14 protein-coding genes are annotated in these 18,909 nt (G+C 67.4%); 3 read left to right on the plus strand and 11 right to left on the minus strand.

Translation table 11 applies throughout. The features are described from left to right. Positions 1-116 precede the first annotated feature (116 nt). Positions 117-2,834 (plus strand): aconitate hydratase AcnA, encoded by a 2,718-nt coding sequence (gene acnA, locus DIE23_RS08980; protein WP_124611784.1) that lies wholly within the window; start codon positions 117-119, stop codon positions 2,832-2,834. 116 nt (positions 2,835-2,950) lie between these two features. Here acnA and DIE23_RS08985 read toward each other — a convergent pair whose 3' ends face one another. From DIE23_RS08985 to DIE23_RS08995, 3 genes are read right to left on the minus strand one after another with little or no spacing between them, the layout of a single operon-like run. Beyond that, on the minus strand, positions 2,951-3,391 hold the full coding sequence (locus DIE23_RS08985; protein WP_124611785.1) for a DUF1801 domain-containing protein: 441 nt from the start codon (positions 3,389-3,391) through the stop codon (positions 2,951-2,953). Next, a complete protein-coding gene (locus tag DIE23_RS08990; RefSeq protein ID WP_124611786.1) occupies positions 3,388-3,819 on the minus strand; it encodes an SRPBCC domain-containing protein in 432 nt (143 codons plus the stop codon). Before DIE23_RS08990 ends, DIE23_RS08985 begins: the two co-directional genes overlap by 4 nt. Beyond that, positions 3,816-4,139: a helix-turn-helix transcriptional regulator gene (locus DIE23_RS08995; RefSeq protein ID WP_124611787.1), complete on the minus strand. Its 324-nt coding sequence runs from the start codon at positions 4,137-4,139 to the stop codon at positions 3,816-3,818. Before DIE23_RS08995 ends, DIE23_RS08990 begins: the two co-directional genes overlap by 4 nt. Before the next feature lie 700 nt (positions 4,140-4,839). Here DIE23_RS08995 and DIE23_RS09005 point away from each other — a divergent pair. Beyond that, positions 4,840-6,579, plus strand: coding sequence for a protease pro-enzyme activation domain-containing protein (locus tag DIE23_RS09005; RefSeq protein ID WP_124611788.1), 1,740 nt, complete (start codon positions 4,840-4,842; stop codon positions 6,577-6,579). Between the two features lie 72 nt (positions 6,580-6,651). Here the strand turns inward: DIE23_RS09005 and DIE23_RS09010 are convergent, their stop codons facing one another. The 5 genes from DIE23_RS09010 to DIE23_RS09030 all read right to left on the minus strand — a co-directional run bounded on the left by DIE23_RS09010 (position 6,652) and on the right by DIE23_RS09030 (position 12,761). Next, a complete protein-coding gene (locus DIE23_RS09010) occupies positions 6,652-8,070 on the minus strand; it encodes an MFS transporter (RefSeq protein ID WP_185646411.1) in 1,419 nt (472 codons plus the stop codon). A 243-nt stretch (positions 8,071-8,313) separates the two neighbouring features. Next, the gene (locus DIE23_RS09015) at positions 8,314-9,150 is read right to left on the minus strand and encodes an ABC transporter permease (RefSeq protein ID WP_124611789.1); all 837 of its coding nucleotides are present in this window, start codon (positions 9,148-9,150) and stop codon (positions 8,314-8,316) included. Positions 9,151-9,187: 37 nt separating this feature from the next. Then, a complete protein-coding gene (locus DIE23_RS09020; protein WP_185646413.1) occupies positions 9,188-10,444 on the minus strand; it encodes an ABC transporter permease in 1,257 nt (418 codons plus the stop codon). A 100-nt stretch (positions 10,445-10,544) separates the two neighbouring features. Beyond that, a complete protein-coding gene (locus tag DIE23_RS09025; protein ID WP_124611791.1) occupies positions 10,545-11,591 on the minus strand; it encodes an ABC transporter substrate-binding protein in 1,047 nt (348 codons plus the stop codon). A gap of 78 nt (positions 11,592-11,669) precedes the next feature. Then, positions 11,670-12,761 carry an ABC transporter ATP-binding protein gene (locus tag DIE23_RS09030; protein WP_124611792.1) on the minus strand — a complete coding sequence of 364 codons (1,092 nt, stop codon included), beginning with the start codon at positions 12,759-12,761 and terminating at the stop codon, positions 11,670-11,672. A 107-nt stretch (positions 12,762-12,868) separates the two neighbouring features. Here DIE23_RS09030 and DIE23_RS09035 point away from each other — a divergent pair, with 107 nt between their 5' ends. Next, a complete protein-coding gene (locus tag DIE23_RS09035) occupies positions 12,869-14,392 on the plus strand; it encodes a PLP-dependent aminotransferase family protein (RefSeq protein WP_124611793.1) in 1,524 nt (507 codons plus the stop codon). Between the two features lie 9 nt (positions 14,393-14,401). Here DIE23_RS09035 and DIE23_RS09040 read toward each other — a convergent pair whose 3' ends face one another. From DIE23_RS09040 to DIE23_RS09050, 3 genes are all read right to left on the minus strand, one after another. Further along, positions 14,402-15,436: a lipase secretion chaperone gene (locus tag DIE23_RS09040; RefSeq protein ID WP_124611794.1), complete on the minus strand. Its 1,035-nt coding sequence runs from the start codon at positions 15,434-15,436 to the stop codon at positions 14,402-14,404. A gap of 3 nt (positions 15,437-15,439) precedes the next feature. Beyond that, entirely contained in the window at positions 15,440-16,534 is a 1,095-nt protein-coding gene (locus DIE23_RS09045; RefSeq protein ID WP_124611795.1) for a triacylglycerol lipase, read from the minus strand. Positions 16,535-16,765: 231 nt separating this feature from the next. Further along, positions 16,766-18,898, minus strand: coding sequence for a TonB-dependent copper receptor (locus DIE23_RS09050; protein ID WP_124611796.1), 2,133 nt, complete (start codon positions 18,896-18,898; stop codon positions 16,766-16,768). Positions 18,899-18,909 lie beyond the last annotated feature (11 nt).

Consider the following 18,909-nt stretch of genomic DNA (forward strand, 5'->3'; position numbering starts at 1 on the left):
CGCAGTCCTTGCGAGCGGCCTTTCTCGGGGCAACGCATGCACGTTTCATCCGCAAACAGCCCCCTTGTCAGATACAGGACTCTTTGTTTCCTAGCCTTAAACCCAGGAAAATCACCATGGCCCACAATCTCCACAAGACCCTCAAGGAATTCGACAGCGGTTCCGGCAAAGGCAAGTTCTACTCGCTGCCGCAGCTCGGCAAGGAACTGAAGACGAAGATCGAGCGCCTCCCGGTGTCGATCCGTATCGTGCTCGAGTCCGTGCTGCGCAACTACGACGGCAAGAAGATCACCGAAGAACACATCGAGCAGCTCGCGAACTGGAAGCCGACCGCGAAGCGCGTCGACGAGATTCCGTTCGTGGTGTCGCGCGTCGTGCTGCAGGACTTCACGGGCGTGCCGCTGCTCGCCGACATCGCGGCCATGCGCGGCGTCGCGGAGCGTTCGGGCAAGAATCCGAAGAAGATCGAGCCGCTGGTTCCGGTCGATCTCGTCGTCGACCACTCGGTCCAGATCGACTACTTCCGCCAGAAAGACGCACTCGACCTGAACATGAAGCTGGAATTCCAGCGCAACAACGAGCGCTACCAGTTCATGAAGTGGGGCATGCAGGCGTTCGACACGTTCAAGGTCGTGCCGCCGGGCGTCGGCATCGTCCACCAGGTGAACCTCGAGTATCTCGCGCGCGGCGTCCACAAGAAGGCGGACGGCGGCGACACCGTGTACTACCCGGATACCCTCGTCGGCACGGACAGCCACACGACGATGATCAACGGCATCGGCGTGGTCGGCTGGGGCGTGGGCGGCATCGAGGCTGAAGCCGGCATGCTCGGCCAGCCGGTGTACTTCCTGACGCCGGACGTCGTCGGCGTCGAGTTGAAGGGCAAGCTGCGCGAAGGCGTGACGGCCACCGACCTGGTGCTGACGATCACCGAAATGCTGCGCAAGGAGAAGGTCGTCGGCAAGTTCGTCGAATTCTTCGGCGAAGGCACGAAGTCGCTGTCGCTGCCGGACCGCGCGACGATCGGCAACATGGCGCCGGAATACGGCGCGACGATGGGCTTCTTCCCGGTCGACGAAAAGACGATCGACTACTTCGAGGGCACGGGCCGCACGAAGGCGGAAATCGCCGCGTTCGAGAACTACTTCAAGGCCCAGAAGCTGTTCGGCATTCCGAAGGCCGGCGACATCGACTACACGAAGACGGTGACGCTCGACCTGGCAACGGTCGCCCCGTCTCTGGCCGGCCCGAAGCGCCCGCAGGACCGCATCGAGATCGGCAACGTCAAGTCGACGTTCACCGACCTGTTCTCGAAGCCGGTCGCGGAAAACGGCTTCGCGAAGAAGGCGGACGACCTGAACGCGCAGTACACGACGACCAACGGCGTCGACGTGAAGAACGGCGACGTGCTGATCGCCGCGATCACGTCGTGCACGAACACGTCGAACCCGAGCGTGCTGCTGGCCGCCGGCCTGCTCGCGAAGAAGGCCGTCGAAGCCGGCCTGACCGTCGCGCCGCACATCAAGACGTCGCTCGCGCCGGGATCGCGCATCGTCACCGAATACCTGACGAAGACGGGCCTGCTGCCCTACCTCGCGAAGCTCGGCTTCGAAGTCGCCGCCTACGGCTGCACGACCTGTATCGGCAACGCGGGCGACCTGACGCCGGAACTGAACGAAGCGATCACGAAGAACGACATCGTCGCGGCAGCCGTGCTGTCGGGCAACCGTAACTTCGAGGCGCGTATCCACCCGAACATCCGCGCGAACTTCCTCGCGTCGCCGCCGCTGGTCGTCGCCTATGCGATCGCCGGCAACATCACGCGCGACCTGATGACCGAGCCGGTCGGCAAGGGCAAGGACGGTTACGACATCTACCTCGGCGACATCTGGCCGACGAGCGAGGAAATCCACGCGCTGCTCAAGTTCGCGCTCGACCCGAAGAAGTTCGAGGACAACTACGCGAAGCTGACCAAGAAGGGCGACCTCTGGAGCAAGATCGAGGGCGAGACGGGCCAGGTCTACGACTGGCCGAAGTCGACCTACATCGCCGAGCCGCCGTTCTTCGGCAACGACTTCTCGATGGAGCCGGCCGCCTCGATCCCGACCGTCAAGGGCGCGCGCGCACTGGGCATCTTCGGTGACTCGGTCACGACCGACCACATCAGCCCGGCAGGCTCGATCAAGGAAGACTCGCCGGCAGGCAAGTGGCTGAAGGAGAACGGCGTGCAGAAGGCCGACTTCAACAGCTACGGCTCGCGCCGCGGCAACCACGACGTGATGATGCGCGGCACGTTCGCGAACGTCCGGATCAAGAACCTGATGATCCCGGCAAAGGCAGACGGCACGCGCGTCGAAGGCGGCCTGACGATTCACCAGCCGAGCGGCGAACAGCAGTCGATCTACGACGCCGCGATGCAGTACGTCTCGGCCGACACGCCGACCGTCGTGTTCGCGGGCGAAGAGTACGGCACGGGCTCGTCGCGCGACTGGGCCGCGAAGGGCACGCAACTGCTCGGCGTGAAGGCCGTGATCGCACGCAGCTTCGAGCGGATCCACCGCTCGAACCTGGTCGGCATGGGCGTGCTGCCGCTGCAGTTCAAGGGCGCGGACAGCATCCAGTCGCTCGGCATCACCGGCGAAGAGACCTACGACATCGAAGGCCTCGGCGACGACTTCAAGCCGCAGCAGGATGTCACGCTCGTGATCCACCGCAAGGATGGCGAAACGACCCGCGTGCCGGTGCTGCTGCGCATCGATACGCCGATCGAAGTCGACTACTACAAGCACGGTGGTATCCTGCCGTTCGTGCTGCGCTCGCTGCTCGCAGCGTAAGCGCCCTGCTTTTGCAGGTGCCGCAGCCGCCTCGCGGCGGTTGCGGCCGATTTGGATGCCCGACCTCGTGTCGGGCTTTTTTTTGCACGCGGGTTGCGCACCGACGCGCCCGCTCGTTACGCGGCCTTGTCGCCTCGCGTCCTGGTGCCCGCGCCGGCCCGCGCGTTCTTCTTCAGGTGCGCACGGTTGTAGTCGATCGCCGCGCGAACGAGGCGCTTCAACGCCCGCTTGTCGAGCTTGTCGCCTTCGAGGAAATCGATCGCGCGGCGCGCATTGCCGTCGAGGCCCGCGTTGAACAGCCCGTCGGGGTCGGGCAGGTGCGCGCCGTGCATGAACGTGAGCTTCACCTTGCCCTTGTGCGCATTCGCGACCGCGATCATCCCGTCGCACTCCCACACCGGGCTGCCCATCCATTTCCATTCCTCGACGATGCCATCGTCGACGGCGAGGATCGTCTCGCGCAGCTCGGCGAACGTCTTGCCGCGCCAGTCGGCGATCCCCGCGATCAGCGCGTCGATGCGTGCCGACGGCGCCAGCTCCAGGCCGGATGCGCTCATGCCCGGCCCTCCTGGTCTTCATCGGGACGCGCCAGCACCTGTTCGAGCGACGCGAAGAACCGCGCCCACCCGTGCTGCGCACCGCGGTACGCCTGCTCCTGGTCCGTGCGGAAACCGGCCTGTTCCATGCGCAGCAGCGTGCCGCGCGGCGTCGGCGTGAGCGTCCACGTGACGACGCTTTCGAGGCCGTACGCGGCCCACGTATAGGACAGCACGCACTGCGGCTCGATCGTCAGCACCGTGCAGTCGACCGAACCCCAGTCCGCGCGGAAGCTGAATGCGCGGCCCGCGACGGGCTCGAAGTCGCTCTGCATCAGCCACGCCTCGATCAGATGCGGTTGCGTGAGCGCGCGCCAGATCTTCTCCGGCGGATGAGGCAATTCCCGTTCGACGACGACGGTACGCGTTTCGGTAGTGGCCTGGTTCATTGATCCATTCTCCTGAGCAGATCTTCGAGCGCATCGAACCGGTTCTGCCAGAAGCCGGCCATCTGGCTGGTCCAGTCGATCAACGGAGTCAGCGCCTGCGGCTGCGCGCTGTAGTGCGTCTGCCGGCCTTCGTGACGGTCGCTCACGAGCCCGGCCTGCTTCAGTACGCCCAGATGCTTCGATACCGCCGGTTGCGACACGCCTGCATGGGCCGTCAGCGCGGCGACCGTCAACTCGCCCTCCTCGCACAGCCGCTCGAAGAGCGCGCGGCGCGTTGGGTCGGCAAGTGTCCTGAAAAGCATGTCGTGAGCGTTCTGCATGTTTGAATCCATAACCCGATGGTTATGAATTGAAGGATAGCCGCCGACCGATACGCGTCAAGGAGGAATTTCGCGGGCGGCATCGTTCGATCCCGCCGTGCGCCCGTTCGCCGGAGCGGGCCGAACGGCAGCGAATCGGCTTGCGGCGGACATCGCGCGCGCGGCGAGACGGAGCCATCGACCGAATTCGAGCCCTTCCTCTAATCCGCTCGCCCGATCTGCGAACCGAAAGCTCACCGCAAGACTCGGCAACGCGGCGTTCCACAATTCGGGAAACGCTCGCGGTCGACCGGCCCCGTTTTTGTGCATCCTCGCGTCCGACCGTCGTCGCGTTGGCGTCGCGGCGGCGCTTGACCACATAGTGCAACGCGCGACACGTCGACACCCGATCGCGGGCAATGCGCTCGCGCGGCGATTCGCTCCGCGATCGCGCGCATTCCGAGACCGCAACGAACGCGTCGTGCGTGCAAACGTCGCCGACCGCCGCGTGACCGCGCGGCGAACCGGTTCCCTCCGCCGGCCTCGTCGCTCTGTGCATGCATGACGCGCCACAGCCGCGCGAGCACGCCGATGTCAGAACTGACAGCTATGGAAACTGGCAGCTACCTGAACGGCACCGACGCCCTACGCTCGTCACCGCTCGCGACCCCACAAGGGTCGGGGGCTCCAGCAACGTCGTCTCTCCTAAAAAGGACTCCCGATGAAAAGGAACGCCCGGCTTGCCCTTCCCCTTCCGTCGCCCCGCTGCCTTGCGTGTGCGGTACCGCTCGTGTTCGCCGCCGCTGCGGCGCATGCGACGACGGACTGGGTCGACACCCACACGAAGGCCTTTCTGACCGGCCCGCAATTGATGGCGCGCAGCACGGCGCCGTCGCTCGAACTCGCGGCCGGCGAGACGACCGACGTCGTCGTCAGCCTGAAGCTGCGCAACGCCGCGCAGCTCAAGCAACTCGCGCACGACGTGAACCGGCCCGGCAATGCGCATTACCGTCAGTACCTCACGCACGAACAGTTCCTCGCCGGCTACGCGCCGACCGACGCGCAGGTGAAGTCGGTCGTCGACTATCTGCGCAAGAGCGGCTTCGTGAACATCGAGGTCGCGCCAAACCGACTGCTGGTGTCCGCGCGCGGCACGGCCGGCACGGTGAAGACGGCGTTCAACACGTCGCTCGTGCATTTCCAGTACGCAGGCCGCTCGGGCTTCGCGAACGCGTCGACCGCGCAGGTGCCGCGTGCGCTCGGCGACGTCGTCGGCTCGGTGCTCGGGCTGCAGAACGTCGCACGCGCACGGCCGATGCTGCGCGTCGGCAACGTCGCGAAGCCGCAGGCGCTCGCGGCCGGCACGGCCACCGGCCACTATCCGAAGGAATTCCCGGGCCTCTACAACGCGACCGGCGTGCCGACCGCGGCCGGCGTGACCGTCGGCATCATCACGATCGGCGGCGTGTCGCAGACGCTGCAGGACCTGAAGCAGTTCACGTCGAGCAACGGTTACGGCACGGTCACGACCCAGACCGTGAAGACCAACGGCACCGGCACGACCGGCAGCTACAGCGACGACCAGGACGGCCAGGGTGAATGGGATCTCGACAGCCAGTCGATCGTCGGCTCGGCCGGCGGCCAGGTCGGAAAGCTCGTGTTCTACATGGCGGACCTGAACGCCGCCGGCAATACCGGGCTCACGCAGGCGTTCAACCGCGCGGTGTCGGACAACACCGCGAAGGTGATCAACGTGTCGCTCGGCTGGTGCGAGACCGACGCGAACGCGGACGGCACGATCGACGCCGAAGAGCAGATCTTCACGACGGCCGCCGCGCAAGGCCAGACGTTCTCGGTGTCGTCGGGCGACGAAGGCGTGTACGAGTGCAACAACCGCGGCTATCCGGACGGCGCGAACTACACGGTGTCGTGGCCGGCCGCGTCGCCGCACGTGCTCGCGATCGGCGGCACGACGCTGTACACCACGTCGGCGGGTGCGTTCTCGAACGAGACGGTGTGGAACGAAGGCCTCGACGGCAACGGCAAGCTGTGGGCGACGGGCGGCGGCGTCAGCACGATCCTGCCGGCGCCGTCGTGGCAGTCGGGCAGCAACCGTCAGTTGCCCGACGTGTCGTTCGACGCCGCGCAAAGCACGGGCGCGTACATCTACAACTACGGCCAGTTGCAGCAGATCGGCGGCACGAGCCTCGCTGCGCCGATCTTCACCGGCTTCTGGGCGCGCCTGCTCGCGGCGAACGGCACGGGCCTCGGGTTCCCGGCCGGCAAGTTCTATGCGGACATTCCGTCGAACCCGTCGCTCGTGCGCTATGACATCGTGTCGGGGAACAACGGCTATCAGGGGTATGGCTACAACGCAGGCACCAGCTGGGACCTGACGACCGGCTTCGGCAGCCTGAACATCGCGAACCTCAACAAGCTGATCCAGACGGGCGGCTTCTGAGCGTGATGCGAAGGCCGGCGCGCGGCGGAGGTTCGTCGCGCGCCGGCCGAAAAATTTCCGGGCTTCGGCGCGCTACTCCGTCGCCCGCTCCTTCACCGGCGTCGACGCGACCGGCGCGCCGGCCCGATGCGACGGCGCGAAGAGCCGCAGCCCGCTCGCGACGCTCGCGGCACCGGCAAAGCCCGCGCCCAGCATCAACGCAAGCGTGGGCCCATGCCGCCCCGCGATCCCGAACGACAATGCGACGAGCGCCGCGCCGGTTGCCTGCCCGATCAGCCGCGCGGTCGCGATGATCCCGCTCGCGCCGCCGCTGCGCTCGGGCGGTGCGCTCGACATCAGCGCCTTCAGGTTCGGCGACTGGAAGAAGCCGAAACCCGCGCCGCACAGCATCATCCGCCAGCCGATGTCGACAACGGTCGGCGCCGCCGGCAGCGCGGCGAGCGACACCATCCCCGCGCTCAGCAACGCAAGACCGATCGCACCGAGCAGCCCGGGTGGGTAACGATCCGAAAGCCGGCCCGCGATCGGCGCGGCGAGCGCGACGACTGCCGACCACGGCGTCATCAGGAAGCCGGTTTCCACCGCATTGCGGTGCAGGACGGTTTCGAAATAGAACGGCAGCGACACGAACGCGAGCCCCTGTGCGGCAAACGCGCACACGGCCGTCAGCGCGGACAGCGTGAACACAGGCCGACGGAACAGGTCGACCGGCAACATCGGCGCCGGGTGCCCGGCCTGGCGCCGGATCAGCAGCCAGCCAAACGCGAGCGCGACCGCGGCGGCCGCGAACACGACGGACAGCGGCCCGCGCTGCGCGAATTCACCGAGCGCGAAGATCAGCGACGCGAACGTGATCACGTTGAACAGCGCGGCAAGCGGATCGAACGCGTGCTTGCCGCGCGCCGTCTGCGGCAGCGACGGAATCGCCACGGCAAGCGCGAGCACGCCGAGCGGCACGTTCACCGCGAACAGCCACGGCCACGCAGCCACCGACAGGATCAGCGACGCGATCGTCGGCCCCACCGCGAACGACACGCCGACGACGAGCGCGTTGAAGCCGACGCCGCGCCCGAGCCGGTGCGCGGGAAATAGATTGCGGATCAGCGCGACGTTCACGCTCATGATCGCGCTCGCGCCGAAGCCCTGCACGATCCGGGCCGCCGTCAGCTGCGGCAGCGTCGCCGCGAGCGAGCAGCCGAGCGATGCGAGCGTGAATACCGCGAGGCCCACGATATACACGCGCTTGTGACCGACGATGTCGCCGAGCGACGCGAACGGCAGCAGCGTCGCGACCATCGCGAGCTGGTATGCATTGATGATCCACACCGACGCGGCCGGCGACGCGTGCAGGTCGGTGGCGATCGCGGGCAGCGCGGTGTTCGCGATTGCCGTGTCGAGCGTCGCGAGCGCGACGGCCAGCAGCACGGCGGACATCGCGCGCCAGTTGACGACCGGCTCCCGGGTGCCGGAGGGGGATGCGAATTCGGACAAGATGAGGCTCGGCTGACGAGCGACGCGCGGCGTCGCGGATTGAGCGGCGCGGCGGCGCATATCCCGCGGTGAAACCGGTTCACGTGCCGTCGCGACTCGTATTGTTGCAGAGCCGTATCGAACGTGCAGGCAACGGCGCCGGCAGTCAGCGAAACGAAAGCTTCGGCGCGCCGGGTGCGCGCCATCGTTGAGAACGCACCGATCGGCGGCCCGGCGGCGCGGCGATCGGTGCGCGTTCGGCCGTTACGACACCGCGCGCCGCGCGTTGCGTCCGCGCAGCCATTCGAGCGCGAGCAGCAGGCTCGTCGAGAAGATGATCAGGATCGTCGCGAGCGCGGCGATCGTCGGGCTGATGTTCTCGCGGATGCCGGTGAACATCTGGCGCGGCAGCGTCGTCTGGTCCGCGCCCGCGAGGAACAGCGTGACGACGACTTCGTCGAACGACGTCGCGAACGCAAACAGCGCGCCCGACATCACACCCGGCGCGATCACCGGCAGCGTCACGCGGAAGAACGTCGTGACGGGGTTCGCGCCGAGCGACAGGCTCGCACGCACCAGGTTCTGGTTGAAACCCTGCAGCGTCGCGGCCACCGTCGTCACGACGAACGGCACGCCGAGCGCCGCGTGCGCGGCGATCAGCCCCGTGTAGGTATTCGCGAGCCCGAGCGGCGCGAAGAACAGGTACATGCCGACGCCGACCACCACGACGGGCACGATCATCGGCGACAGCAGCACGGCCATCAGGAGCCCCTTGCCGCGGAAGTCCGCCTTCGTGAGGCCGATCGCGGCGAGCGTGCCGAGCACGGTCGCGACGACGGTCGCCGACGGCGCGACGATGAAGCTGTTCTTCGCGGCCATCCGCCATTCGTCCGACGCGATCAGGTTCTCGTACCAGCGTGTCGAGAAGCCCGGAATCGGATAGACGAGGAACGTGCTCGACGAAAACGACAGCGGCACGATCGCGAGCACCGGCAGGATCAGGTACAACAGCGTCAGCACGACGAGCACGCGCAACGCGATGTACCACGCGCGCTCGACGAACGACATGTGCGGCGCGAACAGCGGCCTGGCGAGTTTCATGGTCCGAATCCCCTTCCCGTTTCCCTGTGCCCGGCGCTCAGCCGAGGCTCACGTTCGTGCGCGTGAAGCGCCCGTACACCGCATACAGCACCAGCGTCGCCGCGAGCAGCAGCCCGCCGAGCGCACACGCCATGCCCCAGTTGATCGTCACGTTCGTGAAGTACGCGACGTAGTAGCTGACCATCTGGTCGTTCGGCCCGCCGAGCAGCGCGGGCGTGATGTAGTAGCCGATCGCGAGGATGAACACGAGCAGCGCACCCGCGCCGACGCCCGGATAGGTCTGCGGCACGTACACGCGCCAGAACGCGGCGAACGGATGGCTGCCGAGCGACACGGCCGCGCGCTGGTAGGTCGGCGGGATCGACTTCATCACGCTGTAGAGCGGCAGGATCATGAACGGCAGCAGGATGTGCGTCATCGAGATGTACACGCCGACGCGATTGAACAGCAGCGTCAGCGGATGCGAGATCAGCCCGCTGCCGATCAGCGCCTTGTTCACGAGCCCCTCGCTCTGCAGCAGCACGATCCATGCGGCGACGCGCACCAGCACCGAGGTCCAGAACGGAATCAGCACGAGGATCATCACGAGGTTCGCGCGGCGCTCCGACAGCGTCGAGATCCAGTACGCGAGCGGATAGCCGAGCAGCAGCGCGAACAGCGTGACCGCGACACCGATCACGAACGTGCGGCCGAAGATCGCGAGATAGATCGACTGGTCGGGATCGGCCTGCACGATCTGGCCGAAGCCGTCCTGCTTGTGGTCGAGCGCGGCGAGCAGGTAGAACGGCGACACCTGGCTGCCGTTCTTCGCGATCGACTGCCAGTACGCCACGTCGCCCCAGCGCGAATCGAGGTCGATCAGCTTCGTACGCGTTTGCGCGGGGGTCAGCGCCGCATCATTGTCGCCCTTCAGCGGCATCGCACGCGCCGTCTTCGCGACGAGCGAGCGGTAGCCGGGAATCTCGGTGTTCAGGCGCCGCGCGAGCGCGCCCATCGCCTCGCTGTCGGCGACCTTCGCCATGTCGGTCGCGAGCGCGACATACGCGGCGTCCGCCGGCGGTGCCTTGCGGTCCCAGCCCGACAGCGCGGCGATCGTGTTCGGCAGCGCGGTCGCGATCTCGGGGTTCTGCACCGCGCGCGTGAGCAGCGTGCCGATCGGCACGACGAAGATGAGCAGCAGGAAGATCGCGAGCGGCGCGATCAGCATCAGCGCCATCGTGCGCTTGCGGGCCTCGGCGGCCTTCAGCTCGCGCTTGAGCGCGGCGGTCGACTGCGAGGAAGGGGCGATCGTCATCGTGTTCAACGGTTCTCTCCGGCCGGGCTCGATCCGGCGGAATGCCGCGCGACGCGTTCAGCGCCGCGCGGCCGGTTGCATCAGGACACCTGAACGGCTGTTACTTCGTCGCCCACGCTGCGAAGCGCTGCTCGAGCTCGTCGCTGTGATCGGTCCAGAAGCCGATATCCTCCAGCACCGCGTTCTTGCCGTTGGCCGGCGAGTTCGGCAGGTTCGCGAGCGTCTTCGCGTCGAGCGACTTGATCGCCGCGACGTTCGCGGGGCCGTACGCGATGTGCTGCGCATACCCTTGCTGCGGCTTCGGCGTCAGCGTGTACGCGATGTACTGCTCGGCCAGCGCCTTGTTCGGCGAGCCCTTCGGAATCGCCCAGTAGTCGAGGTCGTAGATGCTGCCGTTCCACACGACCTTCAGGTTCTTGCCTTCCTTCTGCGCGGCGTCGATGCGGCCGTTGTACGCGGTCGACATCACGACGTCGCCGGCCACCAGGAACTGCGGCGGCTGCGCGCCCGCCTCCCACCACTGGATGTACGGCTTCAGCTCGTCGAGCTTCTTGAACGCGCGATCCTGGCCGGCCTTCGTGCCGAGCACCTTGTACACGTCCTTCGTCGCGACGCCGTCGGCCATCAGCGCGAACTCGAGGTTGTAGCGCGCGCCCTTGCGCATCCCGCGCTTGCCGGGGAATTTCTTCACGTTCCAGAAATCGGCCCAGCCGGTCGGCGCGGTCTTCAGCTTGTCCGCGTTGTAGGACAGCGCGGTCGACCAAACGAAGAAGCCGACGCCGCACACCTGCGGCGATTCCGGAATCAGGTCGGACTTCTTCGCGATCTTCGACCAGTCGAGCTTCTCGTACAGCCCTTCGTCGCAGCCGCGGTTCAGGTCGCCCGATTCGACTTCGACCACGTCCCAGTTGACGTGCTTCGCCTCGACCATCGCCTTCACTTTGGCCTGCTCGCCGTTGTATTCGACGGCCGTGACCTTGTTGCCGGTCGCCTTCTCGAACGGCTGGTTGAACGCGGCCTTCTGCGCGTCGCCGTTCGCGCCGCCGAAGTTGACGACCGTGAGTTCGGCCGCCGTGGCCGATGCGCCGACGACGGCGAGCGCCAGTGCGAGCGCGGTACGACGCGCGGTAGAGCTTGCTCCGTTCATGGTGGTTCCTCTCCTCTCGTGGTGGAAGTGGGCAGTTGTTGTTGACGACGTGCTGCGGAAAATCGCGGAAAACATATATCAGGCGAACACGCGCAGGTGCTCGGGCGCGAACGCGAGCGACACCGGCGCGCCGGGCGAGAACGCATCGAGCGCGCCGGTGCCGAGCGGCACCTTCACGAAGCATTCGTCCTGTCCCGGCAGCGCGCAGCGCATGCGCACGTGATCGCCGAAATAGATCAGGCTGCGCGCCTCGCCGGTCACGCGGTTGGCGGTGCCGTTCGCGTGACCGTTCGCGAGGCTCATGCGTTCGGGGCGGATGCACGCGACGGCCTGCGCGCCTTCGGCCGCGTCGCCGATGCGGCGCCCGACGAGCTGCGTGCCGTCGTCGAGCCGGAATTCGCAGAACTCGCCGTCGACGCGCGCGATGGTGCCGCGCAGCCGGTTGCTGTCGCCGATGAAGTTCGCGACGAATTCGTTGCACGGCGATTCGTACAGGCGGTCAACGGTATCGAGTTGCTGGACGATACCCTTGTCGAACACGGCGACGCGATCGGACATCGTCAGCGCCTCGCCCTGGTCGTGCGTCACGTACACGAAGGTCACGCCGAGCTTTTCGTGCAGCGCCTTCAGTTCGTACTGCATGTGTTCGCGCAACTGCTTGTCGAGCGCGCCGAGCGGCTCGTCCATCAGCACGAGCTTCGGCTCGAACACGAGCGCACGCGCGAGCGCGATGCGCTGCTGCTGGCCGCCCGACAACTGCGCCGGATAGCGCTTCGCGAAGCGCTCCATCTGCACCATCTTCAGCGCATGCGCGACACGCTCCGCGCGCTCGCCTGCCGACAGCTTGCGCACCGTCAGCGGATACGCGACGTTCTGCTCGACCGTCAGGTGCGGAAACAGCGCGTAGTTCTGGAACACCATGCCGATGTTGCGCTTGTGCGGCGGCACGGTATTCAACAGTTCGCCGTCGAGGCGGATTTCGCCCCCCGTCGGAAACTCGAAGCCCGCCAGCATCATCAGGCAGGTGGTCTTGCCCGAGCCGGACGGCCCGAGCAGCGTCAGGAATTCCCCTCGGTGGATGTCGAGGTCGAGCGATTTGACGACCAGCGTCTCGCCGTCATAGGTCTTCCGCACGCCGCGAAAGCTGACGATCACATCATCGGACTTCATCGTGGCTGTCCCCTTGCTGCGCGACAAACGTTTTTGAGATGGACCCACTATACGGCCCGCACGGTTCTATACTAGGGAACCATTTCAATATTCCAAGTAGAACCACTTTGGATACCGTGATCCTCGCCGACTGGCTCTCCGCCCGTCTCGACCGCAGCTCGTCCGAGCCGATGTACCGCCAACTGCTGCAACAGATGCAGCAAGCCATTCTCACCGGGGAATTGGGGCCAGGGACAAAGCTGCCGAGTTCGCGCACGCTGGCGGCCGACCTGTCGATCGCGCGCAATACCGTGCTGCACGTGTACGACCAACTGACGGCCGAAGGCTACGTGCTGACGACGACGGGCAGCGGCACCTACGTGGCCGACACGCGCCCGGACGCCGCCGCGATTCGCGTGCCGGGCGCCGCGCCGCCGCCGTCCGATGTCGGTACGGCGCCGCAGCAGGACGCGCAGGGCGGCCTGTCGATGCGCGGGCGGCAGCTGATCGAGCATGCGGGCGTGTCACGGCGCCAGTGGGGCGCCTTCATGCCGGGCGTGCCGGACGTGTCCGAATTCCCGAGCCGCACCTGGAGCCGCCTGCAGGCGCGGCTGTGGAAGGAGGCGAATCCCGAATTGCTGACCTATGCGCCGGGCGGCGGCTACCGGCCGCTGCGCCGTGCGCTCGCCGACTACCTGCGCGTTGCGCGCTCGGTCAAATGCTCGCCGGACCAGGTAATCATCACGACCGGCATCCATCAGTCGATCGATCTCGCGGTGCGGCTGCTGTCCGACATCGGCGATCGTGCGTGGGTCGAGGAGCCGTGCTACTGGGGCGTGCGCAGCGTACTGCAGGCGACCGGCCTCGCGCTCACACCGGTGCCGGTCGACCAGGAGGGCCTCGATCCGCGCGCGAGCGACATGCAGCATCCGCCGCGGCTCGTGCTCGTCACGCCGTCGCATCAATATCCGCTCGGAATGGTGATGAGTCTCGCGCGGCGCCGGATGCTGCTCGAATACGCGCGCCAGCACCGCTGCTGGATCATTGAGGACGACTACGACAGCGAATTCCGCTACGGCAGCAGGCCGCTCGCGTCGTTGCAGGGGCTCGACGACGGCGGCCGCGTGATCTACGTCGGCAGCCTCGGCAAGATGCTGTTCCCGGGCCTGCGGATGGGCTACATGGTCGTGCCGGAGCATCTGGTCGATACGTTCCGCACCGGGCTGTCAGAGCTGTATCGCGAGGGCCAGCTGATGCAGCAGGCCGTGCTCGCCGAATTCATCATGGACGGGCACCTGACTTCGCACGTCAGGCGAATGCGCACGCTGTACGGCGAGCGCCGGCAATTGCTGATCGACGCGATCCATGCGCGCTTCGGCGACGCGCTGCCCGTGATGGGCGACGAGGCCGGCCTGCATCTGGTGCTCGGCCTGCCCGACACGTGCGACGATCGCGCGGTCACGCAAAGCGCATTCGACGCAGGCGTGATCGTGCGTCCGCTGACCAGCTACTACAGCTGCCTGGACACCGCGCGGCGCGGGCTGCTGCTCGGCTATGCGTGCGTCGCGCACGAAGGCATCGGCCCCGCGTTCGACACGCTCGCGGCAACCATCGAACAGCACCTGCCGCGACACTTCACGCGCGCGGCATGACCGCGTGCGTCATTGCGCGGCAGCCGCGCCGCGGTCGAGCGACGCCGAGCGCACCGCTTCGCCGGGCTTCGTGAACATGCGCTGCCGCAGCGCGGCGATCTGCGCATCGCGATCCTGCGGCGACAACCCGGCCGCGTCGATCTGCGCACGCTGTGCCGCATAGTCGGCATAGCGGCTCTGCCAAGTCGCGTCGTCCTGCTGCATCTGCGCGACGCGTGCGGCGGCTTCGGGGCCAAGTGTCTGCGTCAGTTGCGCGCGCATCGCATCGGGCGTCGCCCCGCTCTTCTGCAACTGCGCGATCTGATCGATCGCGGCCCGCTGCCGGTCGGCTTTCTGCTGAGCCGCGCGCTCGTCGGCCGGCATCTGCTGCGCAAGCGCCGCGAGCCGCTCCGCCTTCTGCGCATCCGTCAGCGTGCGGTCCTGCGCAATCTTCAGCCGCGCGAGATCGTAGCGCTGCCGCCACTGCTCGGCGCCGAAGAACGGCTGGCTCCAGTCACCGAGCGTCCGATGTGCGATCGACGCGCGCTGGTCGAGCGCGAGCTGTAGCGCACCGAGATCGGCCTTGTCGACCGCGCCCGCCTCCGGCAGCTTCGCGAGCGCGTCGAGATACGCGCGGTATCGATGCCAGACGTCGAGCGCCTCGGGCTGCGCCACCGTGCCGTCGAGCTGCGCGGCGATCTCGCGCACGACGAGCGCATCGAGCGCGGTCGCGCTCAAGTCGCTCTGCGCGGTCAGGCAGTAGTCGAAGAAATCGCGCACCGCCCGCGACTTCGTGAGATGGCCGCCGGCATCGAGCGGCAGCCGCGGCGCGCTGGAACCGGCAAGCGACGACGGTAAACCCGCGCTCGCCGGCAACGCGGTCGGCGGCGGTGCGGCGCTCACGGCGCCGAGCGCTGCCGCGTCGGCCGACGTGCGCGTCGCGTCGGCACCGCGATGCGATGCCGCGCCGCTCCAGATCGCGACGCCGGCGATCGCCGCCAGCCCCGCCGCACCGTAGATCGCAACGCGCCGCGCGAGCGGCGCGCGTCCTTCACGTGCCGTCATCGATCACACGCCCGCGAGCTGCAGCCGGTTCGCATGCGTGCGGATCACCGCGACCGGATCTTCCGCATACGCGCCGCGCACGCCGAGCAACTGGTTGATCTCGTCGAGATGGTTCCACTTGTAGCTCGTGCTCAGCACCTGCCCGTACAGCGCACTGCACTTCGACACGAGCCCGTCGTTCTGGCCGGAGCCGCGATTGATCATCACCGTGCCGGTGCCGAACAACGCCAGCGTCGACAGGTCGAGCGCGTTCGCCGGGTCGATCAGCGGAAGCGTGCTGGTGTCCGCCGCGCCCGTGACGCCGAATGCGGAAACGGTCGGCTGGATCGCCGTGCCGGCCCACGAATACAGCAGGTGCGTATTGCCGCCGACGGTCTCCGTCGGCGCGCCCGTCTGGCAACTGCCCGGCGCGCCGAGGCCCGCACTCGGAAAATTCTGGTTGTACGTCGCGGCCTGGGAAGTCGTCAGCGTCTTCAGCGCGGCGAGTGCGTCCTGGTTCGTGTTGTTGCTGCTGCTCGTCAGGATGCCGAACACATTGACGAACGCGGCGATCACCGACGACGACAGTCCGGTCGGATCGTAGGCGAGCACGCTTTGCACGAAGTCGGCGAACTCGGAGCCGCGATGCGGCGTGCCGATCGTCGTCACCGATGCGACGAGATCGGGCGCGACGGCCGCGACATAGCGCGACGTGAGGCCGCCCTGGCTGTGACCGACCAGGTTCACCTTGGTCGCGCCGGTCGCGGCAAGCACGGTCTTCACGTAAGCGAGCAGCTGTTCGCCGCGCCCGTTCGGCCCGTCGTCGCTCTGGAACCCCGACAGGTTCGCGACGTAGACGGTCGCACCGTGCTGCTGCAGGTCCTCCTGGATGCCGTACCAGTACTCGAGCACGCCCGCGTACTTGTCGGTACCGGTGAGCCCGTGCACGAGAATGATCGGATAACGCGTCGCCGCGTAGTTGTCCGCCGGCGCGGTTGCCGCCATCGCCACGTGTGCCGTCGCGAGCGTCATCACCGCGGTCGTCCCCGCGAACGGCGCGACGCTCATCGCGCATGCCACTGCCCCTGCCACCACCCTGGAACGCATCGATCTGGCCATGCATGTTCTCCTGATTATTGTGCTGCCGGTGCGAATGAGATCGGATCGACGTGCACGGCCAGTCGCGAACGGTCGCGGGCACCGTGTGCGTCGAATGCGGGAGTGAATCACGAGTCGCGAACGTTTGCGCCCTGACTAGATACGGTTCTCTAATCGGTTGACGTACCCCGCCCGTTCGGGCGGGGCTGCATTCACGCGCGCGCATGCTGCATCGCACACGCGCGCCGTGCGTTACAGCTTCGCGCTCACGCGCACCCATGCCGTGCGCCCCGGCTCCATCACCGGCGCATTCGCCGGATAGCCGAAGCCCGCGTTGCCGGCGAGGTTCAGATGCTCGGTGTAGGCCTTGTCCAGCACGTTGTCGACGCCGACCGAGATCTGCACCTTCTTGCTGACGTTGTACTGCGCATGCAGCGACAGCACACCGAACCCCGCGCTCGGACCGAAATCCTTGCCGACCACGTTGCCCTCATTCAGTGCATAGCGATGCTGCGGCGCAACGATCCGCCACAACCCGCCGGCCGACCATGCGCCGCGCGAGTACTCGAGCCCGACGCGCGCCTCGAGCGGCGGCATCTGCGGCAGCGGATCGCCGCTCGTCGCGTTGCGCCCCCACGCATACGCAAGCGACGTCTCGACGCGCAGCGGTGCGACCGGCCGCCACGACACGCCGGCTTCGCCGCCCATGATCCGCGCGTTGACGTTGGTCGCCTGCGTGGTCGGGCCCATCATCCCGGCCGCATAGTTGAACAGGATGTAGTCCTGCACATAGCCTGCGTAGGCCGACACCCACGCGTCGAACCGGTCGCTCTTGTACTGCGCGCCGATGTCGAGCTGCGTGGTCTTTTCCGGCTGCACCGCCGAGAACGCGTTGATCGAGCCGGCCGGCCCGCGCTTCGCGGAGAACAGCTCCCAGTAGTCGGGATAGCGTTCCGCATGGCCGATCCCCGCGTACCACGTGACCGGCAGCGACGCGAGGTCGTGTTCGTAGCGCACGAAGCCGCTCGGCAGCACGCGTGCGCGATCGTCGTCGAAGGTCGGATTCGGCTTGCTCGCCATCATCCCGCGCGTCGTCGCACGCTTGTCGCGCGCGCTCGCGTAGTCGACCCGCACGCCGCCGATCACGCGCGACGCATCGCTCGCATACCACGTCAGCTCGCCGAACGCGCCCGCGTTCCACATCGTCGCCTGCGCATCCCACGGCTGGTCGCCGTAGTTCTGCCGCCCCATCGCCGAGCGCGTGTCGAGCCGGTTGGACTGCGCGTCGACGCCGGTGACGAGCTTGAAGTCGTCGCCGAAACGGAACGTCGCGGCCGCCCGCGCGCCGAGCGTGCGGCGCCGCACCTCGGACGCCATCCGCATCGGCATGCTGCTGGTCGGGTCGGGCTGCCGCAACGTATAGTTGTCCATCACGTGGTCGGCTTCGTTGTAGTACACGCGCGCCTCGATCCGGTCGAGCACGTCGCCGAGATGCCGCTTGTCGAACGACAGGCCGAACGTCTCGCGGCGGAAATGCGCGCCGTCCATTCCGCGCCCCGCGTAGCGCGCATAACCGTCACCGGTGCCCGCCGTCAGTTCGACGCGCGTGTGATCGTCGGGCGTCCAGCCGAGCGCCGCGTCCGCGTTCCACTTGTCCCATTGCGACGGCACGGTATTGCCGTTGCCGTCCTTGTAGTCCTGCGCATGCGCGTGGTTCGCGGTGACGCGACCATAGACGTCCGGCGTGCCGGCCGTCACGTCGACGTTCTGGTCGTTGCGGCCGAACGACCCGCCGACCACGCTGCCGTCGAAACGCATGCCGGGGCGCTCGAAACGCGGCGTCACGCGTTCGAACAGCACGGTGCCGGCCGACACGCCGGGGCCGTACAGCACGGTCTGCGGGCCCTTCACGACGGTGACCTTGTCATAGCTTTCCGGCGCGATATACGAGGTCGGTGCATCCATCCGGTTCGGGCACGCGCCGAGCGTCGGCATCCCGTTCGCGAGAATGTTCAGCCGCGACCCGAACATCCCGCGCAGCACGGGGTCGCCGTTCGTCCCGCCGCCGCGGATCGACGTGAAGCCGGGAATCGTCTTCAGGTAGTCCGCGCCGTCGCTCGCCGGCAGCGGCTGGCGTGGCGCCTTCGGATCCGTGACGACGACGAGCGGCGTCGTCAGCGGCGACGCGACGACCTCGACGGGCGACAGCAGCGCGGCCGCGTCGTCCGTCGGCGTACCGGCCGCACGCGCGGATTCGGTCGCGGCCGCCGCCGCGGTCATCGCGCCGACGGCCAGCGCGGGAACGGTAAGTTTCAGCACGCGCGGCACGTGCCGCACACGGAAATGGCGCGACGCCCTCGGCGCGCGCAAGGAAAGAATGGTCATGATCGAAAGCC

Source organism: Burkholderia sp. Bp9143 (assembly GCF_003853645.1).
Classification (GTDB): domain Bacteria; phylum Pseudomonadota; class Gammaproteobacteria; order Burkholderiales; family Burkholderiaceae; genus Burkholderia.